The organism is Paenibacillus humicus NBRC 102415, from assembly GCF_004000905.1.
In the GTDB taxonomy this organism is placed as follows: Bacteria; Bacillota; Bacilli; order Paenibacillales; family Paenibacillaceae; genus Paenibacillus_O; species Paenibacillus_O humicus.
Genome location: NZ_BIMD01000020.1, coordinates 47,480 through 68,517 on the forward strand (window position 1 = coordinate 47,480; position 21,038 = coordinate 68,517).

A 21,038-nucleotide genomic window follows, 5' to 3' on the forward strand; every position below is an offset into this window, starting at 1 on the left:
TGTACAATTTTCAAGCTCATCTATTACATCATTCATTTCACTGGGGGAAACGGTCATGGATAAGAAACCGGTCAAGAAACAATCGTTCTGGAGCGAGGAGTCGGGTGACTTCGGCATCAAGGGCATTGCGATCACAGTGGCGGTCATCGTCATCATCGGCGCCGTCGTCGCCATCATCAACCAGAACCTGAACACCTGGGTGACGGACGTGTGGGACATGTTCATCAAGAAGATCGATGATCTGATCAAATAAAGGCGGGTGAGTCCATGCGCGGCATAGCCAAAGCCCTGCTGGCGACGATGCTGGTGTCGGTGGCCATCATGCTGTTCACGAATCTCGTCTTCTTCTTTCCCTGGTATACGACGCTCATCGTAGAGACGTTCAATCTGTCCCAGGTGGCGGCAGGCGACAACTATGTCAAGCGCAGCTATTACGACGATGCTCTCGACCGGCTCAAGAACAGGCCGATCTACAGAGAAAAGGCGAACGACATCAAGCTGACAGTCGTCAACGCGGACGACTACGACGCCGTCGGCTCCGACGACGAGGCCAGCTACGAGAACGCGACCGAGATTCAGAAGCCGTACAGGCAGAGAGGCAAGCCGGTCAAGGTGACGCTGAGCGCCGTCTACCCGCTGAGCATCACGGTTTGGGGCAGGAAGATCGAGGAGGAGGTGCCGGTGAGCTTCTCGCTTACGACAGTCGGCCTCAAGCATTACAAGGACTTGACCTACTATTTCGATTAGACGGGACTGAGGGGAATGCGTACGATCGCGATCGGACTGCTGCTGGTTATCCTCGCATCCATCCTGATCGAGCCGTTGGTGGAGATCAGCCTCGTGATGAAGGACAAGATTGCTCTGGGCACCTCGCTCAGCAATGCAGCCCGGTCCGCCAAGGACCGCAGCCTGCAGTACGAGGCGATGCGCGGCCTGGACGCCAAGGTCGATCCCGAACGGTTCAAGGATTACTTCTCGGAGGCATTCGGCGCGGCGATGAACGCCTCGCTCGATTCCAGATCCGGAGACACGCTCCGCTTCCGCTCCAACAACGGCAAGTGGAACGATATCGTCGTCACTCTGGACATCGCGGAGAACGAGGATCCCTCGACGGAGCGGACGGTGACGAAGGTGGAGGTATCGGCCGAATCGGATTACCGGTTCAAAACGAAGTACCTGAGAGCGGCAAGCGGGGCAGGAACGACTTCTCCCTTCCGGATGAAGATGGACCGCGAGCTGCTGCTGTCGGTGAAGAATTGACGGAAAGGAAGCTTCTGCATGGACTACATCATGGTGACCTTCCAGGCGGATAGGCGCCCTGCCGTGGATCTGAAGATCCCGGCCTTCGTTACGGCCGGCGAGCTGCTCGCCATGCTGGACGAAGCGCTGAATCTGGAGCTGGATGCCGGGCAGGGAGGCAGGCTGCAGGCGGAGCCGCTGGGGCGCATTCTGGACGGGCGCCGCACGCTGGAGGAAGAAGGAGTCGGACACGGAGCTCTGCTCACGCTGATATAGGGAGGTGACGAGGTGCAGGGAAATCTGGCGAATGGAGGACTCGTCCTGCAGGCGGGGAACGGAGTCTGGATCAGCGATGTCGACCGCTACTCAGGGACGCTCTGCCTCGATCCGTCCGGCGGCGTCTCCCGGATCGACGGCCTGCTCTGGTTCATGAACGCCGGAGCGGATGCCGTGTACGGCAGCGACCAGCTGCGCGGCGGCGCGTTATGCGCGTACGATCCCGCGAGCGGCCGCGGCCGGCTGCTGTCCGAGACTCCCTGCAGCGGTCTGACGCTGCGGGGGGAATGGCTTTATTACTTAAGCGAGAAGGATCTGCGGCTGTACCGCTGCCATACCGACGGCAGCGGAGAAACACGGCTGACGGACGAGCAGGCGCGCGGCTTCCTTGTGGACGAGGACCGGATCTACTTCAGTGCGGATGCAGGAATCCATGTCATCCGGACGGGCGGGAAGCAGCGGGAGCGGCTGTCGGCTTGCCGCTGCGGGGCGATCGTTCCGATCGGCGGCTGGCTTGCGTTCGGCGATCCCGACAACCGCGGTACGCTGACGCTGATCGATAAGGAAAGCGGAGCCGTGGCGGAGGCTTTCGAGGATATCGAAGCGGGCAGCATCGTCGCCGACGGACGTTATCTGTATGTCGCCAATCTTCGCAACGGCGGCACGATCTATCGGATCGATCCCATCCAGGGCCGGACCATCCGCATCTGCGGCGAACGGGCCGAGAGCCTGCATATAATCGGAGGCGATCTGTTCTTCCGGGACGGCTCCGGCTGGAGCCGGATGTCGCTGCTCGGGGGACAAGCCTCTCGGGTCGAGCTGCAGGATGGAGGGATGGCATGATGAAGACCAGCCAGCATGCCTTCAGCCGCCAGCCTCGTTTCATGCCTGACATGCCGGGTGGAGAGGTCGCCATTCCCGATCCGCCGTATTCCCAGGAGAAGCCCGACATCGCCTGGTTCACGATTCTCGCGCCGCCGGCGGTCATGCTCGTCATCACGTTCATGCTGGCGCTGACGTCGCAGTCGATGTTCCTGCTGATCTCGATCGCGACGACCGCCATTACGCTCGTCACCTCGCTGACGGGGGCCGCATCGCAGATCCGCCGGTACAAGAACCGCAAGAAGGAGCGCGAGAGCAAGTACCTGCAGTTCATCGCGGACCGGCGCAGCGAGCTGGCGATCGCCCGCGAGCAGCAGGCCAAGGCGATGAACGAGCTCCATCCGGAGCCGGCCGTCTGCCTCCAGCGGATCGCCAGCCTGGACGGCAAGCTGTGGGAGAGGACGTCCTCGTACCCGGACTTTCTGGCTCTGCGCCTCGGCCTCGGCAACGTGCCGCTCTCGATGACGATCAAGCACAGCCCGCAGGCAATCCTGCTTGAGAGCGATCCGCTGCAGATGGAGCCGCAGCGGCTGGCGCTCGAATTCGAGCGTGTTCCGGACGTGCCGGTGGCGGTCGATCTTGCCGGCTCGGAGATTTGCGGAATCGCAGGCGAGGATGGCAAGACGGCGGAGCTGGCGAGGCTCATGCTGCTGCAGCTCATCACCCATCACGGCTACGACGACGTCCGCGTCGTCGTGCTGGCCGCCGACGACGGCGCCGCCAAGTGGGATTGGCTGAAGTTTCTGCCGCATCTGTGGGATGACGCCATGGAGACGAGATATCTGCTGTGCGGCAAGGCGGTCGCCCATCAGGCGCTCGGCGACCTGTACGCCGTCCTGAAGGACCGGGAGTTCCGCACGGTAGGCGGTTCGACGCTGCCGCATTATGTCTTCGTTGTTGAGGACGCATCCCTCCTCGATTACGAGCCGATCAACAAATACGTGTTCAACCGCTGCGGGCACCTGGGCGTCTCCTCGGTGTTCCTTGCCGGCAACCAGGCTTACCTGCCGATGAACTGCCGGACCGTCATTACGCTGCAGGGCAAGACCGGCGAGCTGGCGGACCGGGAGAGCGGCGGCAAGATTCTGTTCCGCCCGGACAAGCTCGACTTCAAGAGCCTGCAGCAGACAGTCAGGCGGCTCGGACCGCTGCGGCTGCGGGAGAACGGCGCGAGCTTCTCCCTGCCCGCCTCCGTCACGCTGCTCGATCTGCTCCGTGTCCGTACGGTCGGCGAGGTCGAGCTGGCGGAGCGCTGGAGCCGCAACCGCACGTTCAAGGGCATCAGCGTGCCGATCGGCGTGAAAGGCGGCGGCTCGCTGTTCAGCCTCGATCTGCATGAGACGGGGCACGGTCCGCACGGCCTCGTCGCCGGCACGACGGGATCGGGCAAGAGCGAGCTGCTGCAGAGCATCATCATCTCGCTGGCGGTGAACTATCATCCCCATGACATTGTCTTCGTCCTGATCGACTACAAGGGCGGCGGCATGGCGGATGTATTCAAGGGCATGCCGCATCTTGTCGGCACGATCACGAACCTTGGAGGCAATCAGACGACGCGGGCGCTGCTATCGATCAAGAGCGAGCTGCAGCGGCGGCAGCGGCTCTTCTCCCGGTACGGAGTCAACAATATCGACCGCTACCAGAAGCTCTATTACAGCCTCGACGACCGGGGAGACATGCCTCCGATTCCGCATCTGGTCATGATCGCCGACGAGTTCGCCGAGCTGAAGCAGGACCAGCCTGAGTTCATGAAGGAGCTCGTCAGCGCGGCTCGCGTCGGCCGAAGCCTCGGGGTCCATTTGATTCTGGCCACCCAGAAGCCGGCCGGCGTCGTGGACGACCAGATCTGGAGCAACTCGAAGTTCAAGATCTGCCTCAAGGTCCAGGACGAGGCCGACAGCAAGGATGTCATCAAGCGTCCGGATGCGGCCCTGATCAAGGAGCCGGGCCGGGCTTACATCCAGGTCGGCAACGACGAGATCTTCGAGCTCTTCCAGTCTGCCTACTCCGGAGCCGACTATGATCCCGAGGGCGAGATGCTGCGCAGCGAGAACCGCGTCAAGCGGATCTACGAGCTGGGGCCGGGAGGCAGGGCGGAGCAGATCTATCCCGCGGAGGAAGAGAAGATCGCGGCGAGGGAGCTGCCGAGCCAGCTCAAGGCGATGGTCGATCATATCGCGTCGACGGCAAGGGACGGCGGCATCCTGCCGCTGGAAGGTCCGTGGATGCCGCCGCTGCCGGAGCAGCTCGACCTGAAGGGCATGCTGCCGGAGGCGGCGCTGGCTTCCTGCGAGAGCGGCATCTGGCCGGCGGACAAGCCGATCTTCGCCGTCTCCGCCGGCATGCTCGACGATCCGCGCGGCCAGCTGCAGGAGCCGCTTGTCATCGATTTTGCCGCTGAAGGCAATCTGTTCGTGTACGGGGCGCCGGGAACGGGCAAGACGGTGCTGCTGAGGACGCTCTGCCTGTCGATCGCCATGTCCTATTCGCCGGACGAAGCCCGGATTTACGTCATGGACTTCGGCGGTTCTTCCTTCAAGGCGATGGAGAAGCTTCCCCATTGCGGCGGCGTGATGACGCTGGAGCAGGAGAGCCGGATCAGCCAGTTCATGCTCTACATCTTCCGCCTGATGGAAGAGCGCAAGCGGCTCTTCGAGCAATCCGGCAGCGACGGCTTCGCCGACTACCGCGGCAAGGGCGGCAGGCTGCCCGCCGTCGCCGTCGTCATCGACAATTACTTCGCGCTGTCGGAAACCTATGAGGCGGTGGACGACAAAATGATCGTGCTCGCCCGGGAAGGCTTCAAGTACGGCATCTACATGGTCGTCACCGCGACCAACTCGGCGCTCGTCCGGTACAAGTTCGCCGTCAACTTCAAGATGGCCGTCAGCCTGCAGCTGACGGACAAAAGCGAGTATGACGGCATCGTCGGCCGGACGGAAGGGCTCGTGCCTGCCCGCGTGCCGGGACGGGCGCTCGTGCGCGGAACGCCGCCTCTGGAATTCCAGACGGCGCTTCCGGAATGGGACGGGCTTGGCAGCGATGTCCTGATCGGCAAGTTCAGCAGGCTTGCCGAGGACGGCCTGATCAGCCGGGCGGAGCCGATTCCGATGATGCCGGAGCGGATCTTCATCGACGAGCTCAATGACGGCGGAGCCGATGTCCCGGCAGGCGGCCGGATCGCGATCGGCCTCGCCGACCGCGATCTGCAGCCGGTGAGCCTAGAGCTGGCCGCGACCCCGGTCGTCATGGTCGCCGGAGATCCGATGGCGGGCAAGAGCACGCTGCTCGTGTCCTGGGTCGAGATGCTCCGCCGCCGCCTCGGAGATGACGGCATGCAAGTGTATGTGCAGGATTCCAGCTCGATGGGATTGTACCCGCTGCTCGTCAAGCCGGGGGCGGAAGATTTGTCCAGGATCGAGGATATGTATGCGTTCACGGAGGAGCTCAAGGAGGAGCTGGCCGCACGCAGGTCCCAGCTGCTAGCCGTCCGCCGCTCCGGCGGAGATGCGGACGCTCTCATGGCTTCATGGAAGCAGCTGGTCTTCGTCATCGACCGCCTCTCGGAGTTCACGGCAGGCGATCAATACGCGCTCAAGGAGCTGCTGGAGCGGATCGTCAAGCAGGAGCGCGGCATGAAGGTCGCCGTGCTCGCCGCCGATACGACCTCGGAGCTCGCGAACAACTGGGACAGCCTCGGCAAGGCGATCCGAGAGGAGCAGACGGGCATTCTGCTCGGCAGCCTCAAGGATCAGAACCTCTACAACGCAAGACTTCCTTACGGCAGCCAGGAGAAGGAATTCGAGCAGGGCGACGGGTATCTGGTCGTGAAAAACAAATTCACCGGACTCAGGACGGCGATCCTGTCCGGGAGGTAAAGGAGGCGCCGCACATGCCCACACCGTCGGAAATCCGCGGCAACGCCGCTGCCGTGAATGCGGCCGCGGACGAAATCAGGCGGGCTGAAGCCCGCTACAGAACGGAGGTATCCGCCGCAGCCTCGTGGTGGCAGGGGGAAGCGGGCAAGGCATTCGCGGATTCCTACAAGGAAATCCAGGCGGATATCAACCGTCTGCTGTCCAAGATGGACGGCCTGGAGAGCAGCCTCAAAGGGCTGGCCGGAGATGTCCAGCGCGCCGACGACGAGCGCCGCCGCAAGCTCGAGGAGGAGCGGCGACGGGCTCAGGAGCAGGAGCAGCGGCGCCGCGAGGAAGAAGCGCGCAAGTCGGCGGGACGCCGCTAGAAGCCCACCGGCACAGCCCCGGCTGCTGATCTGAGGAAGGCACGGCATTTCTTTTGAAAGGAGGTGAATCCAAATGGCAAACCAGACATTCAGCCCCGAACAGGCGAGAAGCGTAGCAAGCTCCATCAAGAACAAGGGCCAGAACGCGAAAAGCGTCGTTGATCAGCTCGACCGCGAGATCAAATCCGTGGAAGGCTGGTGGCAGGGCGAATCCGCCAAGGCCTTCGTCGACGAATTCAACCAGTTGAAGCCAAGCCTCGACAAGCTCGTCGAGTGTGTGAACAACATCAGCACTTCCCTGCAGAAGGTCGCGGATATCAAGGAACAAAGCGACCGCGATATCGCCAGCCAGCTTCGCAAGTAATCATGCTCTTCATCGGCGTGCTGAGGGAGCCCGTCTCCCTCCAACACGCTTTTCCTCCGAAAACGACAGAACGGAGCCATGACGGCGAATTCGATCACATATAGATATGTCAGCTTGTGGAAAGGAGTGCAGGCTTGTGATTCTGAAGGTGAATCCCGACAGCGTATCCAAATTGGCCGCAGGCATGAAAAGCCTGGAGAAGCCGTTCGAGCCGGTAGCGGCAGGCTTGTCCCGGTCCGTCGGCGGCATGATCGCCAGCACGAAGTCGGCGTATCCCGAATCCTATGTCCAGTCTGGCGCCAGAAGCGCGGAATCGGCTCTGGCGGAGATCGGCCGTATGGCCAGCTCTATCGGCGATCGGCTGACAGACAAGATGAATACGCTCAGGGAGATCGCGGCCGAATACAAAAAGGCCGAGGAGCGGTCGAAGGGATACGCGACGGCGAAGGAAACCGTGAAGATGTACAAGAACGCCTGGGGATTGTTCGACAAAGTCGTCATCGGCGCATACTCCGTCATGCAGGGCTACCATTTTCAGATCAAGGGCGATTATGTGCATGTATACGGCTCTAAAACTCCCAAAGGGTTCTTGGGCAGCCAATACATCAAATGGCGCAAAAAAGACAATCTGATGGGGACCCGATACCGCTATGACAATGGCAAAGTCGGAAAGTATATGGACCCTAAAACAGCCATTAAAGGCGATTTGTCGAGCAGCTACAATATCTTGAAGAAAAGCGCCTGGAAAAACTCCCTTAAAGGCGGAGGCATCCTTGGAGCCGCCTTCACTGTCGGAGGAAGCGTCTACAGCTACGGCTGGGGCGAGAACAAGAACCACGGTCTGGCCAGCACCGAGTTCGCTTCCGATCTCGTCGTGGAGTCGGCGGTCATGGTCGGAACGACCGCGCTTAGCGCCGCGGCGGGCGCAGGAGCCGGCGCTCTGGCCGGCGCGGCCTTCGGCAGCGTTGTTCCTGGACTTGGGACCGCAGTCGGCTTCTTCGTCGGATTGGGCGTCGGCGTATTCATGAGCTCCGATACGGGCAAGGCGATCAAGGATTGGACCAAAGACAAGCTCAATAAGGGCATCGAAGGAACCGTCGCAGGCGTGAAGGCAGCCGGAAAAGCGTTGAAGCAAGGCGCGGAGTTCACCGGGAAAGCGATCAGCGCCGCTGCAGGTGCCGTCCACAGCACGATTGAGACAGGCGTCAAAAAAGCGAAGCAGGCCGCCGACGAGATTCTTGAAAAAGGTTCTCAAGCGGCTGATCTGATCGGGAAGGCGGCCGGCTCGCTCGTCGGCGGACTCAAATCACTCTTTTAGCAAGGAGGCGTATCGATGCCGCGCGAAGCTAGGCCTGCCCGAAGCTCAAATGCCTTGTACGCTGCTTTTTTTGTGCCTCTTGTCGGCGCCGTGCTCATGTCCGTCATTCCGGCCTGGTCGCCACGGACGGCCTGGTTCGCCATTACGGCAGGCGTGCTGAACATGGCGTTTGTTTTGATCATGAGGAGAACACGGACGCTGGAGAAATCCCGCAAGCGGAAAGTGATTTTCGGCATCTCCCAATTCAATCTCTTTGTCCTTTTCATGCTGGGGATCGTCTGGAGGGTTTGGGACGGGGGGCTGCTGCTGGCAGCGGGACTTTTGCTGCTGAACGTCGTTTGCGCTTTTGTCGGCTTGAGATTCCGGAGGTTCATTTTTCAGGAAGCCGCGAATCCTCAGACAAAAACCGGCAGAATCATTTATACGATCGGGCTCGCAGGCGCAGGCGCCGCAGGCATTCTCGGCTATTCGCTGGGAAATCTTCTGGGAGAGAGGTTCGCCGGCAAGCTGCCTCTCTTTCTCACCCTCGCCTTTGTTCCCGTTTCCATGTATGTGCTGCTGGTGATTTATTCCGCTTGGAGCAAGGTAGATGATCCCGACTGGGATCCGATGGATGCGAAGGGCAGCTTCAGGTCAGGCGCCTAGCATCCCATGATGACGACAGGAGCGTGAAGAAATGACGGCTACACCGCAGACATCCATTCCCATTGATTTGAACGATCCCATGGAAATGGAAGCATTCTCGAACAAGCTGTTGATCGAATATGGGGACGGAGGCTCCAGCCTGAAGCCGGAGCACAGCCGGGAGCTTGCGCAGCTGATCCAGAACAAGTGGATCGGGCTGCAGGGCTATGCGCATGCTTACGCCCGTGACTGGGTGAACAACGAGGATATGGTGAAGCAGATCGGAGAGGATCTTGAAAAGGCCGAATCCCATGAGGAAGCGACAGAGGCGGTGCTCATTCATTTGCGCCGCTGGGGCAGGCAGGCTGCTGGCGACTTCATCGGCGCCTTCTGCTTCCTGGAAGCCAAGGCCGGGAGCGAGGGGGGAGATGACGCCATCATCGCCGAGATCCGCCGCACCGAACGGGCTTACGCCGGTTATCTGGCTGCCCATGAGCAGGAGCTGATCATCGATGAAACCGCCAGCGGGCTGAGTCCCGGGGATTCCCTCTACATTGCCCAGCCGCTGTTCCAGCATGCCCCGGGGTTCATGGACTGGCTGTTCGGGGCGGTCGATATATCCCTGCTCAACCGCAGGCCTCTGATCAAGGACGCTCTCATCGCCGACAGCTTTGAGCAGCTGCTGCTGAAGACGCTTCTCGCCTCGGGCGGCGTCGTCGAGGAGGTTTCGCTGTTTGCCGCTTATTGCGCGCATCTGCTTGATTTGCCACGGTTTTACCATCTTGGCGAAGAGGCCGTATGATCGGCAGGCTTTACCGTCGATGGGAAAGCTGGAATGACCGCTGGTGGCAAGATCTGAGCGATACATACAAGAGGTACAAAAAGGAGCATCGCAAGATGATCCGCAAAAACCGGCAGGGAAATGAAGAGATGGTGCAGGCGGGCCATTTCTACCGATTTTGGCTTGGAGAAAGGGAACTGAAGCCCGGGCAAAGGTTCTGGACCCGCTTCCTTTTCGATTGGCATTTCAGCCGGATGGAATGGATCGAAGCGCGCATCTCCTTCCCCTTTTTCATCGTCATGGCTTTGCTTGTGGCGGTCGTCCTCGGCATCGTGCTGCTGTTCGTCATTTAATCCAAGGAGGAAACCATCATGAAGAAAATCATTTCCTTGCTCGCTGCCGGCACGATCGCGGCAGCTGCCGTTCCCGTTGCTGCACAGGCGGCGGCATTGCCGCTGCGCATCGTCGTCAATGGCGAGAAGATCAGCCTGCCGGACGCGCAGCCGTTCGTGGATAAAAGCTCCCGTGCACAAGTGCCTTTACGTTTCGTCAGCCAGGCGCTCGGAGCGAAGGTGGATTGGAACAGCGGAGCCAAGCTGGCGTCGGTATCGGCTGCCAGCATGAACGTAGCCGTGACGGTCGGCAAGAAAGAATACAAGGTCAACGGCGAGAAGAAGCTCATGGATACCGCCGCTCTCGTGAAGAGCAGCCGCACGTTCGTGCCGATCCGCTTCGTGAGCGAAGCGCTGGGCGCATCGGTCAACTGGGACAAGAAAATCAATACGATCTATATCGATACGACGGGAATCGGGACGGCGAAGCCTCCGGCGACGGGCGGAACCGGGGACGAAATCAATGCCAACGGCTTCGTCATCAAAAAGGAATATGAGTCGAAGCTTCTGGTCGACGTTTCGGAGCCGTCCGAAGTGAAGGAAGACGGAGGGGTCATCGTCCTCATTCTGCCTTTCGGATTGAAGGGTGCGGACTTCGAGAGGCAGCTAGTTGAAGCCGAATTCATCCTGAAGCAGAAAATCGAGGCCAAGACGGTGGACGCCATCATCGCATACGCGAAAAAGAAGAACAAGAGAGACATGGAGCTCGAAACGAAAAAATTCGAGGATGCGACCTACAAGGTGCTGGTCGGCTCCGCCTATTACAGCGACACAGCCATCACGGTCATTTTGAAAAAATACTAGCGGGCATGCGGGTGAAAAATGAAAAGAATCCTATCTATCTCTCTAGTCCTTGCGGCTGTTTCCAGCTTGTTCCCTTCGGCAGTCCCATCCTTCGCAGCAGCCCAGGGCGATCCTCCGGAGCGCGCGCTGACGAGCAGTTCCGATCCATCCGAAGTGTTGGCCGCGATCAACCGGGACATGTTCGATATTTACGGGCTTGAAAGCTATTTCCCGGAAAATACATCCAAGTTCGGACCCTACCGGAAGGATCTGATCCGGAACAAGCTGCAGGAATCGCAAAAAATTGATGGGCATTATGCCTTTGAAGTGGTATACGGATCCGATCATGGCGACACGCTGATCCACATGAATCCTCCGGTGAAGGAGTATTCGGGCTATACGCTGGCCGGCTCCTCGGTTCCGACGGAAGGAACCCCTTGGTATGCGGGCTGGAGCGGCCACAAGATTCAGGATATGAAGATGATCGAGGAGCCTTGGCGCAAGGAAAAAGTGACCGACCGCTATTTCATCGTGCAGAATCAGTTCAATAAGCGGGGCAATGGCTTCACGGATCGGAACGTTACGCTCGAGGATTCGATTCAGGAAGGGCTGAACAGGCTGTACGCAGGCAAGAAGTACAGCCAATTCATCTACAACCGTCAGAATGAAGCGTATAAGGACCGAATCGTGTTCGACAAAGGCGCGAAACCGAGCCTGGGAGGAAAATGGCAGGATTATGTGCATGTCTTTCAGCCTCCGACGCGGATTTCATGGGGCTACGGCATGATCTTCATTGAAAATACGCCTGGAAAAATAACGTTTCTAGGCATCCCGATGGCGCCGTTCGATCTGGTCGGTCCTCCCGAAGCCGACTTGTCGGCCAGCTTCGAGCAGCTGCCATCGGCGGCCGTATCCGGCAGCGAGGTGAGAATCGGCGTCAGAGTGAAGTCGACGTTCAAGAATCAAGTGACGGCGCCCTTCTCCTGGAGTGTGGTCGAGACGGGAACAGACCGCTCGGTCCGAGGCGTCGCCTACTCGGTCAAAGGAGAGGAGGGAACCGCTCCAACCGGCCGACTCACGCTGAATCCAAACGGAGAATCGGTACTCTATGCGACGTTCACCATGCCGGAGCGCGACGTCCGCGTCCAGTTCAACGTCAACCGGGATGGAGATTCGCCGAAAGAATCCTACACGGCAAACAATTCCATCGACTCTCTTCCGAGAGCCGTGAAAAAAATCACGCCGATCGAGGTCGGTTATGACGTCCTCTCCCGGCAGCTGGACTTCCCGCTGGCCAACGGAGCGGATATAACGGCTGTTCTCCGTCTCCCGGGCGGTTCCAGCTATGCCTGGACCGGCAATGCGGCCGGCGCTCTGAGCGTCTCGAACCAGGCGCCTGACCTGTACAGGCAGTTCCGGGACGACAACAATCCGCCTGTCGACGAGGCGGGAACGGTCATTACGCGCAACCCGCAGATCAAGGCGGTCGTCGACCGCAAGGACTTCGGGGACGATCCTGTCGGCGGCCGTTTCTTCCAGGGCGCCGAGCCGGCATCGGCGGACCGGATCGGCAGCATTCTCTATTCCGGCGATGTCGTCCGGCCTTGGAAATACGAGTACGACTACTGCGCGGAAGCGGACGAGAACGGCGGCTGCAAGAGAATGGAAACCGAGCGGCGGACAGGGACGGCGTCGGCAAGCTTTGACGACGGCACCGATACGAAGGCTTTCCTCGTCCACATTTACAACGGCTCCAAAACTCTCGTGCAGCATAAATATGACCAGAAGATCGAGGGAAACCAGGACAAGACAGCCGAGCCGAAAAAGCTGTACTGGGAAAACGAAGCCTACAAATTCGACGTCGTCCGCTGGATGAAAGATGTCGATGCGGCCGGCAAGGCGATCAAGTGGACGGCCGTCGACGGCCGCTATGAGCGCAGCTTCACCCAGCAGGCGAGCGGGGAGCTGGACTGGGGCGTGAAAACCTCGATGGCCGGCAGCTATAAGACGGCCAGGGAGGCGGCGAAAAACGGCGCGGGCAGCAAATCCAGCTATGACAAGGCCGTATTCGCTACGGACCGCGAGCTGCAGAAGTTCGCCTATCCAATCAAGTCGGGCTACTACTTCAATCCCGCCGGAATCTACACGTTCAAGGTGAAGACGGTGACCTACAAGCCGACCCCGGACGATACGCAGGATCATAAAGACCTGGTCGAGGCTGCAACGGACTCATTCCGTTACGGAACCGATCTGATGTACATCGACTCCGGCAAGCGTGCGGTCAACATCCGGGGCGAGCAGCTCTCCGCCAGCGGGGGAAGCTTCGAGCGCAAAATGGGCGTCCTGTCCGCCAAAAACAACAAGGGCGTGGACGGGAAAGAGCTGCTGACGGTCAGCGGCAGGAAAGAAAGCAGCGACAGCTACAAAAAAACCGTGAGGGAGATCAAATCCTCTGCAGCCCGGGAGCAGGACGGCGATGCGACGGATCCTTATTGGAAGAAAGTGATGGAGGGTTATTCCGAGTCTTCCACGGCGGGCAGCCAGAGCAGCTACCAATACCGCGAGTACGTGAAGAACGGCAAGATGTATGAGATAACGGAAACGACGACGGTGACCATTCAGATCAACAAGGGCAATCTGCCGCTTTATACGCATGCCAATATGGCGAACGGCGGCTATACGATCCGGGCCTGGGTCGAGGATATCGACCTGTCCAAAGAAAAACATGCCTATAACGTTCTTCCGGCCTTGAAGGGAATCAAGGAACTGGACATCGTCGGCATTACTGTGCAAGGCTCCATGCTGGATGATTTGAACAACTGAGATGAGATTGAGGACGCCGGTCGATAGGACGGCGTCTTTTTTTGCCCGATAGCCTGTAAGGATCCAGTTCAAGCTCCAGGAGGTGAGTAAAGAGAATGAGACAGTCTGTTCAACTCGACAAGCTGGGCAGCTTGTCGGATGGAATGAAGCGTCTTGCCGTTTCGTTGGAGGAGACGACCGTACGAGGTATGGCAGGGCTGGAGCGGATGGAGGATTCCATTCGGTCCGAGTATGGAGAGTCTTAGGTGCAGAGATCGGTAATCCGTGTGCAGGAAATGCACCGGGAAGCCAGCCAGCTGGCTGCCCATCTGGACGATAAGATGCAGCGCCAGGCAGCAGAGCTGCGCCGTGCTGCAGAAGCGTATGCGGATGCAGAGCAGCGGAACATGACGCTGATTCGCTCCTTGTCAGGCGGAATGGACTGGGGTGGAGCGGGATATCAGACTCCGTTGGGCGGCATTGGACTGGCCGACCTGAAGATGCAGGCCGAAGCGGGTCTTCATCGATTGAAGCCGCTGCCTTCGATGGATCTCCTGGAGCAGGATCCGCTGGTTCGGAGTATGCGAGAGGCGGCGGCGGATCTCAAGCGGGCGCCGGAAGACAGGGAGGCCGCTCAAGCGGAACTGGACAGGATGTTCCAGCTTCGGCTGGATATTGCGAAGGCGCAGACGGCCTATCAGGTGTACAAGGCCTATGGAAACCAAGGGCTGATGGATGCGATGCATGAGATGGCCGAGGCGGCGAGGAAAGAGCTGAAGGTCCAGGGTGTCCGCGAGGCCGCATATGGTGACAATGTGGATCTCACGCCCTATTTCAGGAGGGCCGCGATTGAGGCCTGTGACTTCGATCCTTTGTGTATGGCCCAGCCGATGCCGCTGCCGCTGAACCCGAAATACCGGCTGCTGCTGAGCCTGGGCGTTCAGGAAGGAATCATGAGGGACTGGGCAAGGACAGAGCTGACTAGGCTGTCGGCAATAGAACCCTCTCTCCAATCGGCAGAGGACATGCAACAGAAAGAGCTGCAAGAGAAAGTCGAGGCGTATGCTAAAAGCATGCTGCCGCCGACACATTTGTCCGATGGAACGCTGATTACAGCCGCCCAAAAAGAAAATGAGCTTACCTTTGCGTACTTTAATGAGCATGTGCTGGAAAAAGATAAAGAGTATATGAACGTTCAAGTCCCGTATACGGCTTATGTCGCGTGGATAAGAACGATCTATGGGAGAAACGGTTGGGAGCAGGCGATGCATTTAAGCGAGGAATTTGTTCTCGGTCTGGGCACGGAAGTCATCACGAGCGTCATCGATATGAGTGAGTTGGTAGTGGAGTTTGTGATCGACCCGGCTCAGACGACCAGAGAAGCGATTGAAGCAGTCAAACAAACGGCAGGAAGTGTCGCGTATTTCGTCGAGAATCCCGATAAGCTTGTAGACGTTGCCAAACAGGTCTATGCAGACTTCGAGCAGATGAGTCCGGAAGAGAAAGCGCGGGCGCTTGGAGCGATATCAACGATTCTGATACCCGGAGCAGCGATCACCAAGGTCACCAAAGCAGGCAAGGTAGTCGAAGGAATAACCACGTTGACGAAGAAGGCAGGTGGAGCGGTACCGACGGGATTGGATAGAATCTCGCTCGGACCTGTCCCTGTGACGGCAGGACCGAGAATGCCAACCGATCTAAGTCCAGGTTGGGATATCGGCGCGTTGCCTCGCACGCCTGTTCAGGATAACTATTTAAGGCAGATGGAAATTTCTCGGAGTGAGTTGGCTGATCTAGCTGCTGGGAATAAAGGGAACGCGGATGTTAAGGGGGCGGATTCTGATCGTTTTTTGAAGGTTGAGGGGATGGATGCAGATGATGCTCCTTCTGCCTTTAAACAGACTAAATTTGCTAGTTCTTATGAAGCGAGACTTCATCAAACGCCATCACCTAATAATAAAACGGTTGGTTTTGAGGGGCAAAGGGGCGAATCAAAATGTATTTTAAAACCACCACCAGACCCTGAATTGAAGAAGATATTAGACGAAGCAGGTATTAATGGGATAAATTATAAAATCGGAGTACCTGATTTTTCGCCTGTAGCAAAAGCAGAACTTGAAATTGACCATATGGTGGGCGGAGTTGGTAGCAATGGAACTAAAGCTAGAACTGCGAATTTTAAACAAGCAGATATAAAATTTGCTGAGCAACTTAATAACTCACCTGAGTTGGCTAGTCAATTTGGGTTAACCCCAGGGAAAATTAAAGCAGGGGACATTGCAGATGTTCGAGAGGAATTAAAGCTGACTTGGCACGAATTAAATGATGGTAAAACAATTCAGCTTGTGCCGTCTGAAATTAACAGTAAATTCGGACATCTAGGTGGCGTAGGAGAGATAAACGCAGGAGCGTTTGAGCCTGGCGGATTTGCCGATAATTAGAAGGGAGATTTCTCAAAGTGAAAATTAATGATGCAGTTTTCGGTGAACTTGAATACGATTATGTGTGGAGCAAGGATATTACAATTGAGTTTTTCGGAAAAGAAGTCAATATTGCTTTGATGGTAGATGGTGAAGAAGATGGAGAATTTAGTGAAAAACAGTATGCTTCATATAACACTTTAAAAGAAAATTGGGGGGATATTCAGCAAAATATTCTGACCCCAATTTTAGATTATTACAAAGAGAAGCGGTCTGAACTTGGGTACGACGTTTCATATGATGAAAATTACCCTTTAATTGAAACAAATGATAAACTTCTTGAAAATATCAAGCTAGTTGGAATTTATGTGCCATCTGCAAGACGATTTGAAGCCAGATATATTGGACTAACATTTGACTGTACATGGGATGAAGAAAATGGGGTTGGTATACGTCTAATTAATGAAGAAGTAGCTAGGGTGGGATACCAAGATGTGGCGCTTTGAGTATATATGGGCTACTACCCAGTGCCGAATAAACTCATCATTCAACCAATAGCATTGTAGTATCGTTCAATCAGAGCTTCAATTTTAAATAGCAATCGGCAATGTTCGATTCATTCCGGGAGCGACGTCCGCCGCCTTCGCTGAGAACAGCGAGCGGATCAGGCCTGGCGGCAAGCGTACGTTGACAACGTTTCCAGCAGGCCGATATAATGAATTCAAGTTAATAGGGCGACGGAGAAAGGGAGGTCCGCATCAAGCGCTGTTTCATTGCAAACGGCAGCTTGACGCGGGCTTTTTCCTTTTTTCGGTCAGGAAGATAAGGGGCTATGAGTCCGATAAGGGAGGAAGACGGCATGGCCTTCAAGGGACAGCTGATCCTGCCGGCGATCCGCAAGCCGAAGGATCTGGAGAAGCTCATGGGCTTCTCCTATGAATACATCGTTCTGCTCGACAGCCACATCAGCCAGCTGAAGCCGATCCTTGATCTGGCGAGGTCCGGCGGCAAGCAGCTGCTCATCCACGCCGATCTCATCGAAGGGCTTAAGAACGACGAGCATGCAGCGGAATTTCTGTGCCAGATCATAAGGCCGGCGGGAATCCTCTCCACGAGGGCGAGCGTCATCGCGAAGACCAGGCAGAATGGCCTGCTCGCCATCCAGCGGGTATTTCTGCTCGACTCCGGCGCGCTGAACAAGAGCTATGCGCTGCTGGAGCGCTCGCAGCCCGATTACATCGAGGTGCTGCCGGGAGTCATCCCGGATATGATCGCCGAGGTAAAGGAGAGGACCGGCATTCCTATCTTCGCCGGAGGGCTGATCCGCTCGGTATGGGATGTGGAGAAGGCGGCGGCGGCCGGAGCGGCGGCGGTCACGACCTCGCGCGTGGAGCTGTGGAAGCATTTTGATCGGAAGAGCGAAGAGGCTCCCGAGCCGGTATAGGCGGGAAAGGCTTTAATAGGAAGCAAAGCAGGAAGATTGCGATAAGCAGGCATGAACGTATATAGCATTTGCTGAAGCAAAAGGAGGAGCAGCTATGAGCGATACCTATATCCTGTCCATCGATCAGGGAACGACCAGCACGCGTGCGGTCATCGTCGGCCGGGGGGGCGAGTTCGTCGCATCGGCTCAGCAGGAGATCGTCCAGCATTATCCCCGTCCGGGCTGGGTGGAGCATGACGCAAGCGAGATCTGGGTGTCCGTGCTGGGGGTCATGGCGGCGGCGCTGTCCAAGGCAGGCCTGCGCCCCGACCAGATCGAAGCGATCGGCATCACGAACCAGCGGGAGACGGCGGTCGTCTGGGATCGCAGCACCGGCCATCCCGTCTACCGCGCCGTCGTCTGGCAGTCCAGGCAGACCGCGGATATTTGCGAGGAGCTGCGCCGATCAGGGCTGGAGGAGCTGTTCCGCTCCAAGACGGGCCTCCTGATCGATCCGTATTTCTCCGGCACGAAGGTGAAGTGGATTCTCGACCATGTCGACGGAGCGAGGGAGCGGGCGGAGCGCGGGGAGCTGCTGTTCGGAACGATCGACTCCTGGCTCATCTGGAAGCTGACCGGCGGTGCTTCCCATAAGACGGACTACACCAACGCTTCGAGGACGCTTCTCTTCAATATCCACGAAATGAAATGGGATGGGGAGCTGCTGGAAGATTTGGACGTCCCTGCCGCCATGCTTCCCGAAGCGCTGCCTTCCTCCGGCGTGTTCGGCCATACGGTCCCTCATCACTTTTTCGGCTGCAGCATTCCCATCGCGGGCGTAGCCGGAGACCAGCAGGCGGCCCTGTTCGGCCAAGCCTGCTTCGAGGAGGGGATGGCCAAGAACACGTACGGCACCGGCTGCTTCATGCTGATGCATACCGGCTCCAAGCCGGTGAAATCCTCTCACGGGCTGCTCACGACGGTGGCGTGCTGCGCGGAGGGAGAGGAGCCGCAATATGCGCTGGAGGGCAGCGTCTTCGTCGCCGGATCGGCCGTGCAGTGGCTGCGGGACGGACTGCGCATGATCAAGTCGGCTGCCGACAGCGAAGCGTATGCCTCCCGGGTAACCTCGACCAAGGGCGTTTATGTCGTGCCGGCCTTTGTCGGACTCGGCACTCCCTACTGGGACAGCGAGGCGCGCGGGGCGGTGTTCGGCCTGACGAGCGGAGCGGAAAAGGAGCATTTCATCCGCGCCGTGCTGGAGTCGCTGGCCTATCAGTCCAAGGACGTCATCGCCGCCATGGAAGAGGATTCCGGCATGCCGCTGTCCTCGCTGCGGGTGGACGGCGGTGTCGTGAAGAACGATTTCCTCATGCAGTTCCAGAGCGATATTTTGGGCGTGCCGGTGGAGCGTCCGGAAATCAACGAAACGACGGTGCTTGGCGCGGCCTATCTCGCCGGACTTGCCGTCGGGTACTGGAAGGACCGCTCGGAGGTGGGCGGCAGCTGGCGGATGAACCGCCGCTTCGAGGCCGCGATGGAGGCGGAGGAGAGGGACTCCCTCTACGCCGGGTGGAAAAAAGCCGTTGCGGCAACTCGGGCTTTCCAATAGCGCGCTGTTCTGGTACGCTTGAAGCAAGTTAATATCGGCCTGTAGATATCGGAGAACGCCGCAAGCGTCCGGCTGCCCCTCATGGAGCAGCCCGGACGGCTTGCGGCTTTTTTGTTGGATTTCAGAGGATTTGGATCGAGGAGGCTTGTCCATGGAAACCCGGTTTTCAGCGTTGGATAGAAGCTCGCTGCTGAAGGAGCTGTCGGATGAGACTTGGGACGTGCTCGTCATCGGAGGAGGAATTACGGGCGCCGGCATCGCGCTGGACGCGCAGTCGAGGGGGATGAGGACCGCGCTGATCGAGATGCAGGATTTTGCTGCGGGCACTTCCAGCCGCTCGACCAAGCTGGTTCACGGCGGTCTGCGCTATCTGAAGCAATTCGAGGTGAAGATGGTGGCCGAGGTCGGACGCGAGCGGGCGGTCGTCTACGAGAACGGTCCTCATGTGACGACGCCGGAGTGGATGCTGCTGCCGATCTACAAGGGAGGCACGTTCGGCAAGCTCTCCACCTCCATCGGGCTGGCGGTCTATGACCGGCTGGCGGGCGTCAAGCTGCGCGAGCGGAGACGGATGCTCGGAGTCGAGGCGGCGCTGTCCAAGGAGCCGCTGCTCAAGAAGGAGGGCCTCAAGGGCGGCGGCTATTATGTCGAGTACCGGACCGACGACGCGCGGCTGACGATCGAGGTGATGAAAAAAGCGGCCGAGCTGGGGGCGAAGGCTGCCAATTATGTCAAGGCGGAGGAGCTGCTCTACGAGAACGGCCGCATCTGCGGCGTCCGCGCGGCGGACGTGATCGGCGGCAGGTCTTGCGTCATAAAGGCCCGGCATATCGTCAACGCGGCCGGCCCGTGGGTGGACGGCATCCGCGAGCTGGACGGGTCCCGGCAGGGCAAGACGCTGCGCCTCACCAAGGGCATCCATCTCGTCTTCGACGGCAGCCGATTTCCGCTGCGTCAGGCCGTCTACTTCGATACGCCGGACGGCCGCATGATGTTCGCCATCCCCCGCGACGGCAAAACGTATGTCGGCACGACCGACACCGATTACGACGGAGACGCCGCCGCGCCGAAGATGACGGAAGCCGACCGGAAGTATGTCGTGGAGGCGGCGGCAGCGATGTTCCCGTCGCTCGGACTGACCGAGGCCGACGTGGAGTCCAGCTGGGCGGGGCTGCGGCCGCTCATCTACGAGGAGGGAAAGTCTCCCTCCGAGGTTTCGCGCCGCGACGAGGTGTTCCGCTCGGATTCCGGCTTGCTCACGATCGCCGGAGGCAAGCTGACCGGCTATCGGCGGATGGCGGAGACGGTGACGGACATGCTTGCCGCCGAGCTTGGACGCGAGAGCGGACGGAAGTTTCCGAAGTGCCCCACGAAGGATATTCCGCTGTCGGGCGGCGATGTCGGCGGCTCATCCGGCTTCCCCGGTTTCCGCGAACAGTCGGAGGCGATGGGCCGGATGCAGGGCTTGTCCGGGCCGGCCGCCGCGCTGGTCGCCGGCCGCTACGGCAGCAATGCCGGAACCGTGTACTCGCTGCTGCCGGGAGCCGGCGAGCGCCGGCCGGCCATGCGGCCCGAAGGCGCGGGCAAGCTGCCGCCGGAGATCCATGCCGCCCTGCTGTACGCGATCCGGCATGAGATGGCGGCCAAGCCTGCAGACTTTCTGATCCGCCGGACCGGAGCATTGTTCTTCGACCGGGCGAGCGCGCTGCAGTGGAAGGACGCGGCAGCGGCGGTCATGGCTTCCGAGCTTGGCTATGGCGAAGAGACGATGAGTCGGTTCATGGCGGAGCTGGAGACGGAGCTGCGGGACGCGGTCGATGCCAAGCCGGACTCGGCCTTTGCCGAGCCGTAAAATAGAGCTGAAAATAGCTTTGGACTC

General features: G+C 58.8%; 20 protein-coding genes. All 20 read left to right on the forward strand.

Annotated features, from left to right (window positions below; genetic code table 11):
• Positions 1 to 55 precede the first annotated feature (55 nt).
• A complete protein-coding gene (locus PHU01S_RS13765) occupies positions 56 to 253 on the forward strand; it encodes a hypothetical protein (RefSeq protein WP_048749319.1) in 198 nt (65 codons plus the stop codon).
• Between the two features lie 14 nt (positions 254 to 267).
• Positions 268 to 747 (forward strand): hypothetical protein, encoded by a 480-nt coding sequence (locus PHU01S_RS13770; protein ID WP_049869165.1) that lies wholly within the window; start codon positions 268 to 270, stop codon positions 745 to 747.
• A gap of 15 nt (positions 748 to 762) precedes the next feature.
• The gene (locus PHU01S_RS13775; RefSeq protein WP_048749321.1) at positions 763 to 1,260 is read left to right on the forward strand and encodes a hypothetical protein; all 498 of its coding nucleotides are present in this window, start codon (positions 763 to 765) and stop codon (positions 1,258 to 1,260) included.
• Positions 1,261 to 1,278: 18 nt separating this feature from the next.
• A complete protein-coding gene (locus PHU01S_RS13780; protein WP_048749324.1) occupies positions 1,279 to 1,515 on the forward strand; it encodes an EsaB/YukD family protein in 237 nt (78 codons plus the stop codon).
• A gap of 12 nt (positions 1,516 to 1,527) precedes the next feature.
• A complete protein-coding gene (locus PHU01S_RS13785) occupies positions 1,528 to 2,358 on the forward strand; it encodes a DUF5050 domain-containing protein (protein WP_049869167.1) in 831 nt (276 codons plus the stop codon).
• Positions 2,355 to 6,275: a type VII secretion protein EssC gene (gene essC / locus PHU01S_RS13790; RefSeq protein WP_084781626.1), complete on the forward strand. Its 3,921-nt coding sequence runs from the start codon at positions 2,355 to 2,357 to the stop codon at positions 6,273 to 6,275. The genes PHU01S_RS13785 and essC overlap by 4 nt, the downstream gene beginning before the upstream one ends.
• Before the next feature lie 14 nt (positions 6,276 to 6,289).
• The gene (locus PHU01S_RS13795; RefSeq protein ID WP_021878936.1) at positions 6,290 to 6,640 is read left to right on the forward strand and encodes a WXG100 family type VII secretion target; all 351 of its coding nucleotides are present in this window, start codon (positions 6,290 to 6,292) and stop codon (positions 6,638 to 6,640) included.
• A 73-nt stretch (positions 6,641 to 6,713) separates the two neighbouring features.
• Positions 6,714 to 7,004, forward strand: a complete 291-nt coding sequence (locus tag PHU01S_RS13800; RefSeq protein WP_048749331.1) for a WXG100 family type VII secretion target — start codon at positions 6,714 to 6,716, stop codon at positions 7,002 to 7,004.
• A gap of 136 nt (positions 7,005 to 7,140) precedes the next feature.
• Complete coding sequence (locus PHU01S_RS13805) at positions 7,141 to 8,322, forward strand: hypothetical protein (protein ID WP_049869169.1); 1,182 nt, start codon at positions 7,141 to 7,143, stop codon at positions 8,320 to 8,322.
• A 15-nt stretch (positions 8,323 to 8,337) separates the two neighbouring features.
• On the forward strand, positions 8,338 to 8,967 hold the full coding sequence (locus tag PHU01S_RS13810; RefSeq protein WP_021880429.1) for a hypothetical protein: 630 nt from the start codon (positions 8,338 to 8,340) through the stop codon (positions 8,965 to 8,967).
• 31 nt (positions 8,968 to 8,998) lie between these two features.
• On the forward strand, positions 8,999 to 9,748 hold the full coding sequence (locus tag PHU01S_RS13815; RefSeq protein ID WP_048745732.1) for a hypothetical protein: 750 nt from the start codon (positions 8,999 to 9,001) through the stop codon (positions 9,746 to 9,748).
• A gap of 95 nt (positions 9,749 to 9,843) precedes the next feature.
• Positions 9,844 to 10,080: a hypothetical protein gene (locus tag PHU01S_RS13820; RefSeq protein ID WP_021880431.1), complete on the forward strand. Its 237-nt coding sequence runs from the start codon at positions 9,844 to 9,846 to the stop codon at positions 10,078 to 10,080.
• Between the two features lie 18 nt (positions 10,081 to 10,098).
• Positions 10,099 to 10,923: a copper amine oxidase N-terminal domain-containing protein gene (locus PHU01S_RS13825; RefSeq protein ID WP_049869171.1), complete on the forward strand. Its 825-nt coding sequence runs from the start codon at positions 10,099 to 10,101 to the stop codon at positions 10,921 to 10,923.
• A gap of 66 nt (positions 10,924 to 10,989) precedes the next feature.
• Positions 10,990 to 13,725, forward strand: a complete 2,736-nt coding sequence (locus PHU01S_RS13830; RefSeq protein WP_218032452.1) for a hypothetical protein — start codon at positions 10,990 to 10,992, stop codon at positions 13,723 to 13,725.
• Positions 13,726 to 13,820: 95 nt separating this feature from the next.
• Complete coding sequence (locus PHU01S_RS25790; RefSeq protein ID WP_021880435.1) at positions 13,821 to 13,970, forward strand: hypothetical protein; 150 nt, start codon at positions 13,821 to 13,823, stop codon at positions 13,968 to 13,970.
• Positions 13,971 to 16,145 carry an HNH endonuclease gene (locus tag PHU01S_RS27020; RefSeq protein ID WP_307721802.1) on the forward strand — a complete coding sequence of 725 codons (2,175 nt, stop codon included), beginning with the start codon at positions 13,971 to 13,973 and terminating at the stop codon, positions 16,143 to 16,145.
• Positions 16,146 to 16,162: 17 nt separating this feature from the next.
• A complete protein-coding gene (locus tag PHU01S_RS13840) occupies positions 16,163 to 16,630 on the forward strand; it encodes a DUF6985 domain-containing protein (RefSeq protein WP_021880439.1) in 468 nt (155 codons plus the stop codon).
• A 353-nt stretch (positions 16,631 to 16,983) separates the two neighbouring features.
• The gene (locus PHU01S_RS13845; RefSeq protein WP_048745726.1) at positions 16,984 to 17,568 is read left to right on the forward strand and encodes a glycerol-3-phosphate responsive antiterminator; all 585 of its coding nucleotides are present in this window, start codon (positions 16,984 to 16,986) and stop codon (positions 17,566 to 17,568) included.
• 94 nt (positions 17,569 to 17,662) lie between these two features.
• Positions 17,663 to 19,159: a glycerol kinase GlpK gene (gene glpK / locus PHU01S_RS13850; RefSeq protein WP_127508052.1), complete on the forward strand. Its 1,497-nt coding sequence runs from the start codon at positions 17,663 to 17,665 to the stop codon at positions 19,157 to 19,159.
• A 151-nt stretch (positions 19,160 to 19,310) separates the two neighbouring features.
• Positions 19,311 to 21,011: a glycerol-3-phosphate dehydrogenase/oxidase gene (locus PHU01S_RS13855; protein WP_127508054.1), complete on the forward strand. Its 1,701-nt coding sequence runs from the start codon at positions 19,311 to 19,313 to the stop codon at positions 21,009 to 21,011.
• The last annotated feature ends 27 nt before the right edge of the window (positions 21,012 to 21,038 follow it).

Bases quoted from the DNA above. Each gene is read 5' to 3' on its own strand.
- PHU01S_RS13765 (WP_048749319.1), top strand. From the start codon at position 56: ATGGATAAGAAACCGGTCAAGAAACAATCGTTCTGGAGCGAGGAGTCG.
- PHU01S_RS13770 (WP_049869165.1), top strand. From the start codon at position 268: ATGCGCGGCATAGCCAAAGCCCTGCTGGCGACGATGCTGGTGTCGGTG.
- PHU01S_RS13775 (WP_048749321.1), top strand. From the start codon at position 763: ATGCGTACGATCGCGATCGGACTGCTGCTGGTTATCCTCGCATCCATC.
- PHU01S_RS13780 (WP_048749324.1), top strand. From the start codon at position 1,279: ATGGACTACATCATGGTGACCTTCCAGGCGGATAGGCGCCCTGCCGTG.
- essC (WP_084781626.1), top strand. From the start codon at position 2,355: ATGATGAAGACCAGCCAGCATGCCTTCAGCCGCCAGCCTCGTTTCATG.
- PHU01S_RS13795 (WP_021878936.1), top strand. From the start codon at position 6,290: ATGCCCACACCGTCGGAAATCCGCGGCAACGCCGCTGCCGTGAATGCG.
- PHU01S_RS13800 (WP_048749331.1), top strand. From the start codon at position 6,714: ATGGCAAACCAGACATTCAGCCCCGAACAGGCGAGAAGCGTAGCAAGC.
- PHU01S_RS13810 (WP_021880429.1), top strand. From the start codon at position 8,338: ATGCCGCGCGAAGCTAGGCCTGCCCGAAGCTCAAATGCCTTGTACGCT.
- PHU01S_RS13815 (WP_048745732.1), top strand. From the start codon at position 8,999: ATGACGGCTACACCGCAGACATCCATTCCCATTGATTTGAACGATCCC.
- PHU01S_RS13820 (WP_021880431.1), top strand. From the start codon at position 9,844: ATGATCCGCAAAAACCGGCAGGGAAATGAAGAGATGGTGCAGGCGGGC.
- PHU01S_RS13825 (WP_049869171.1), top strand. From the start codon at position 10,099: ATGAAGAAAATCATTTCCTTGCTCGCTGCCGGCACGATCGCGGCAGCT.
- PHU01S_RS25790 (WP_021880435.1), top strand. From the start codon at position 13,821: ATGAGACAGTCTGTTCAACTCGACAAGCTGGGCAGCTTGTCGGATGGA.
- PHU01S_RS13845 (WP_048745726.1), top strand. From the start codon at position 16,984: ATGGCCTTCAAGGGACAGCTGATCCTGCCGGCGATCCGCAAGCCGAAG.
- glpK (WP_127508052.1), top strand. From the start codon at position 17,663: ATGAGCGATACCTATATCCTGTCCATCGATCAGGGAACGACCAGCACG.
- PHU01S_RS13855 (WP_127508054.1), top strand. From the start codon at position 19,311: ATGGAAACCCGGTTTTCAGCGTTGGATAGAAGCTCGCTGCTGAAGGAG.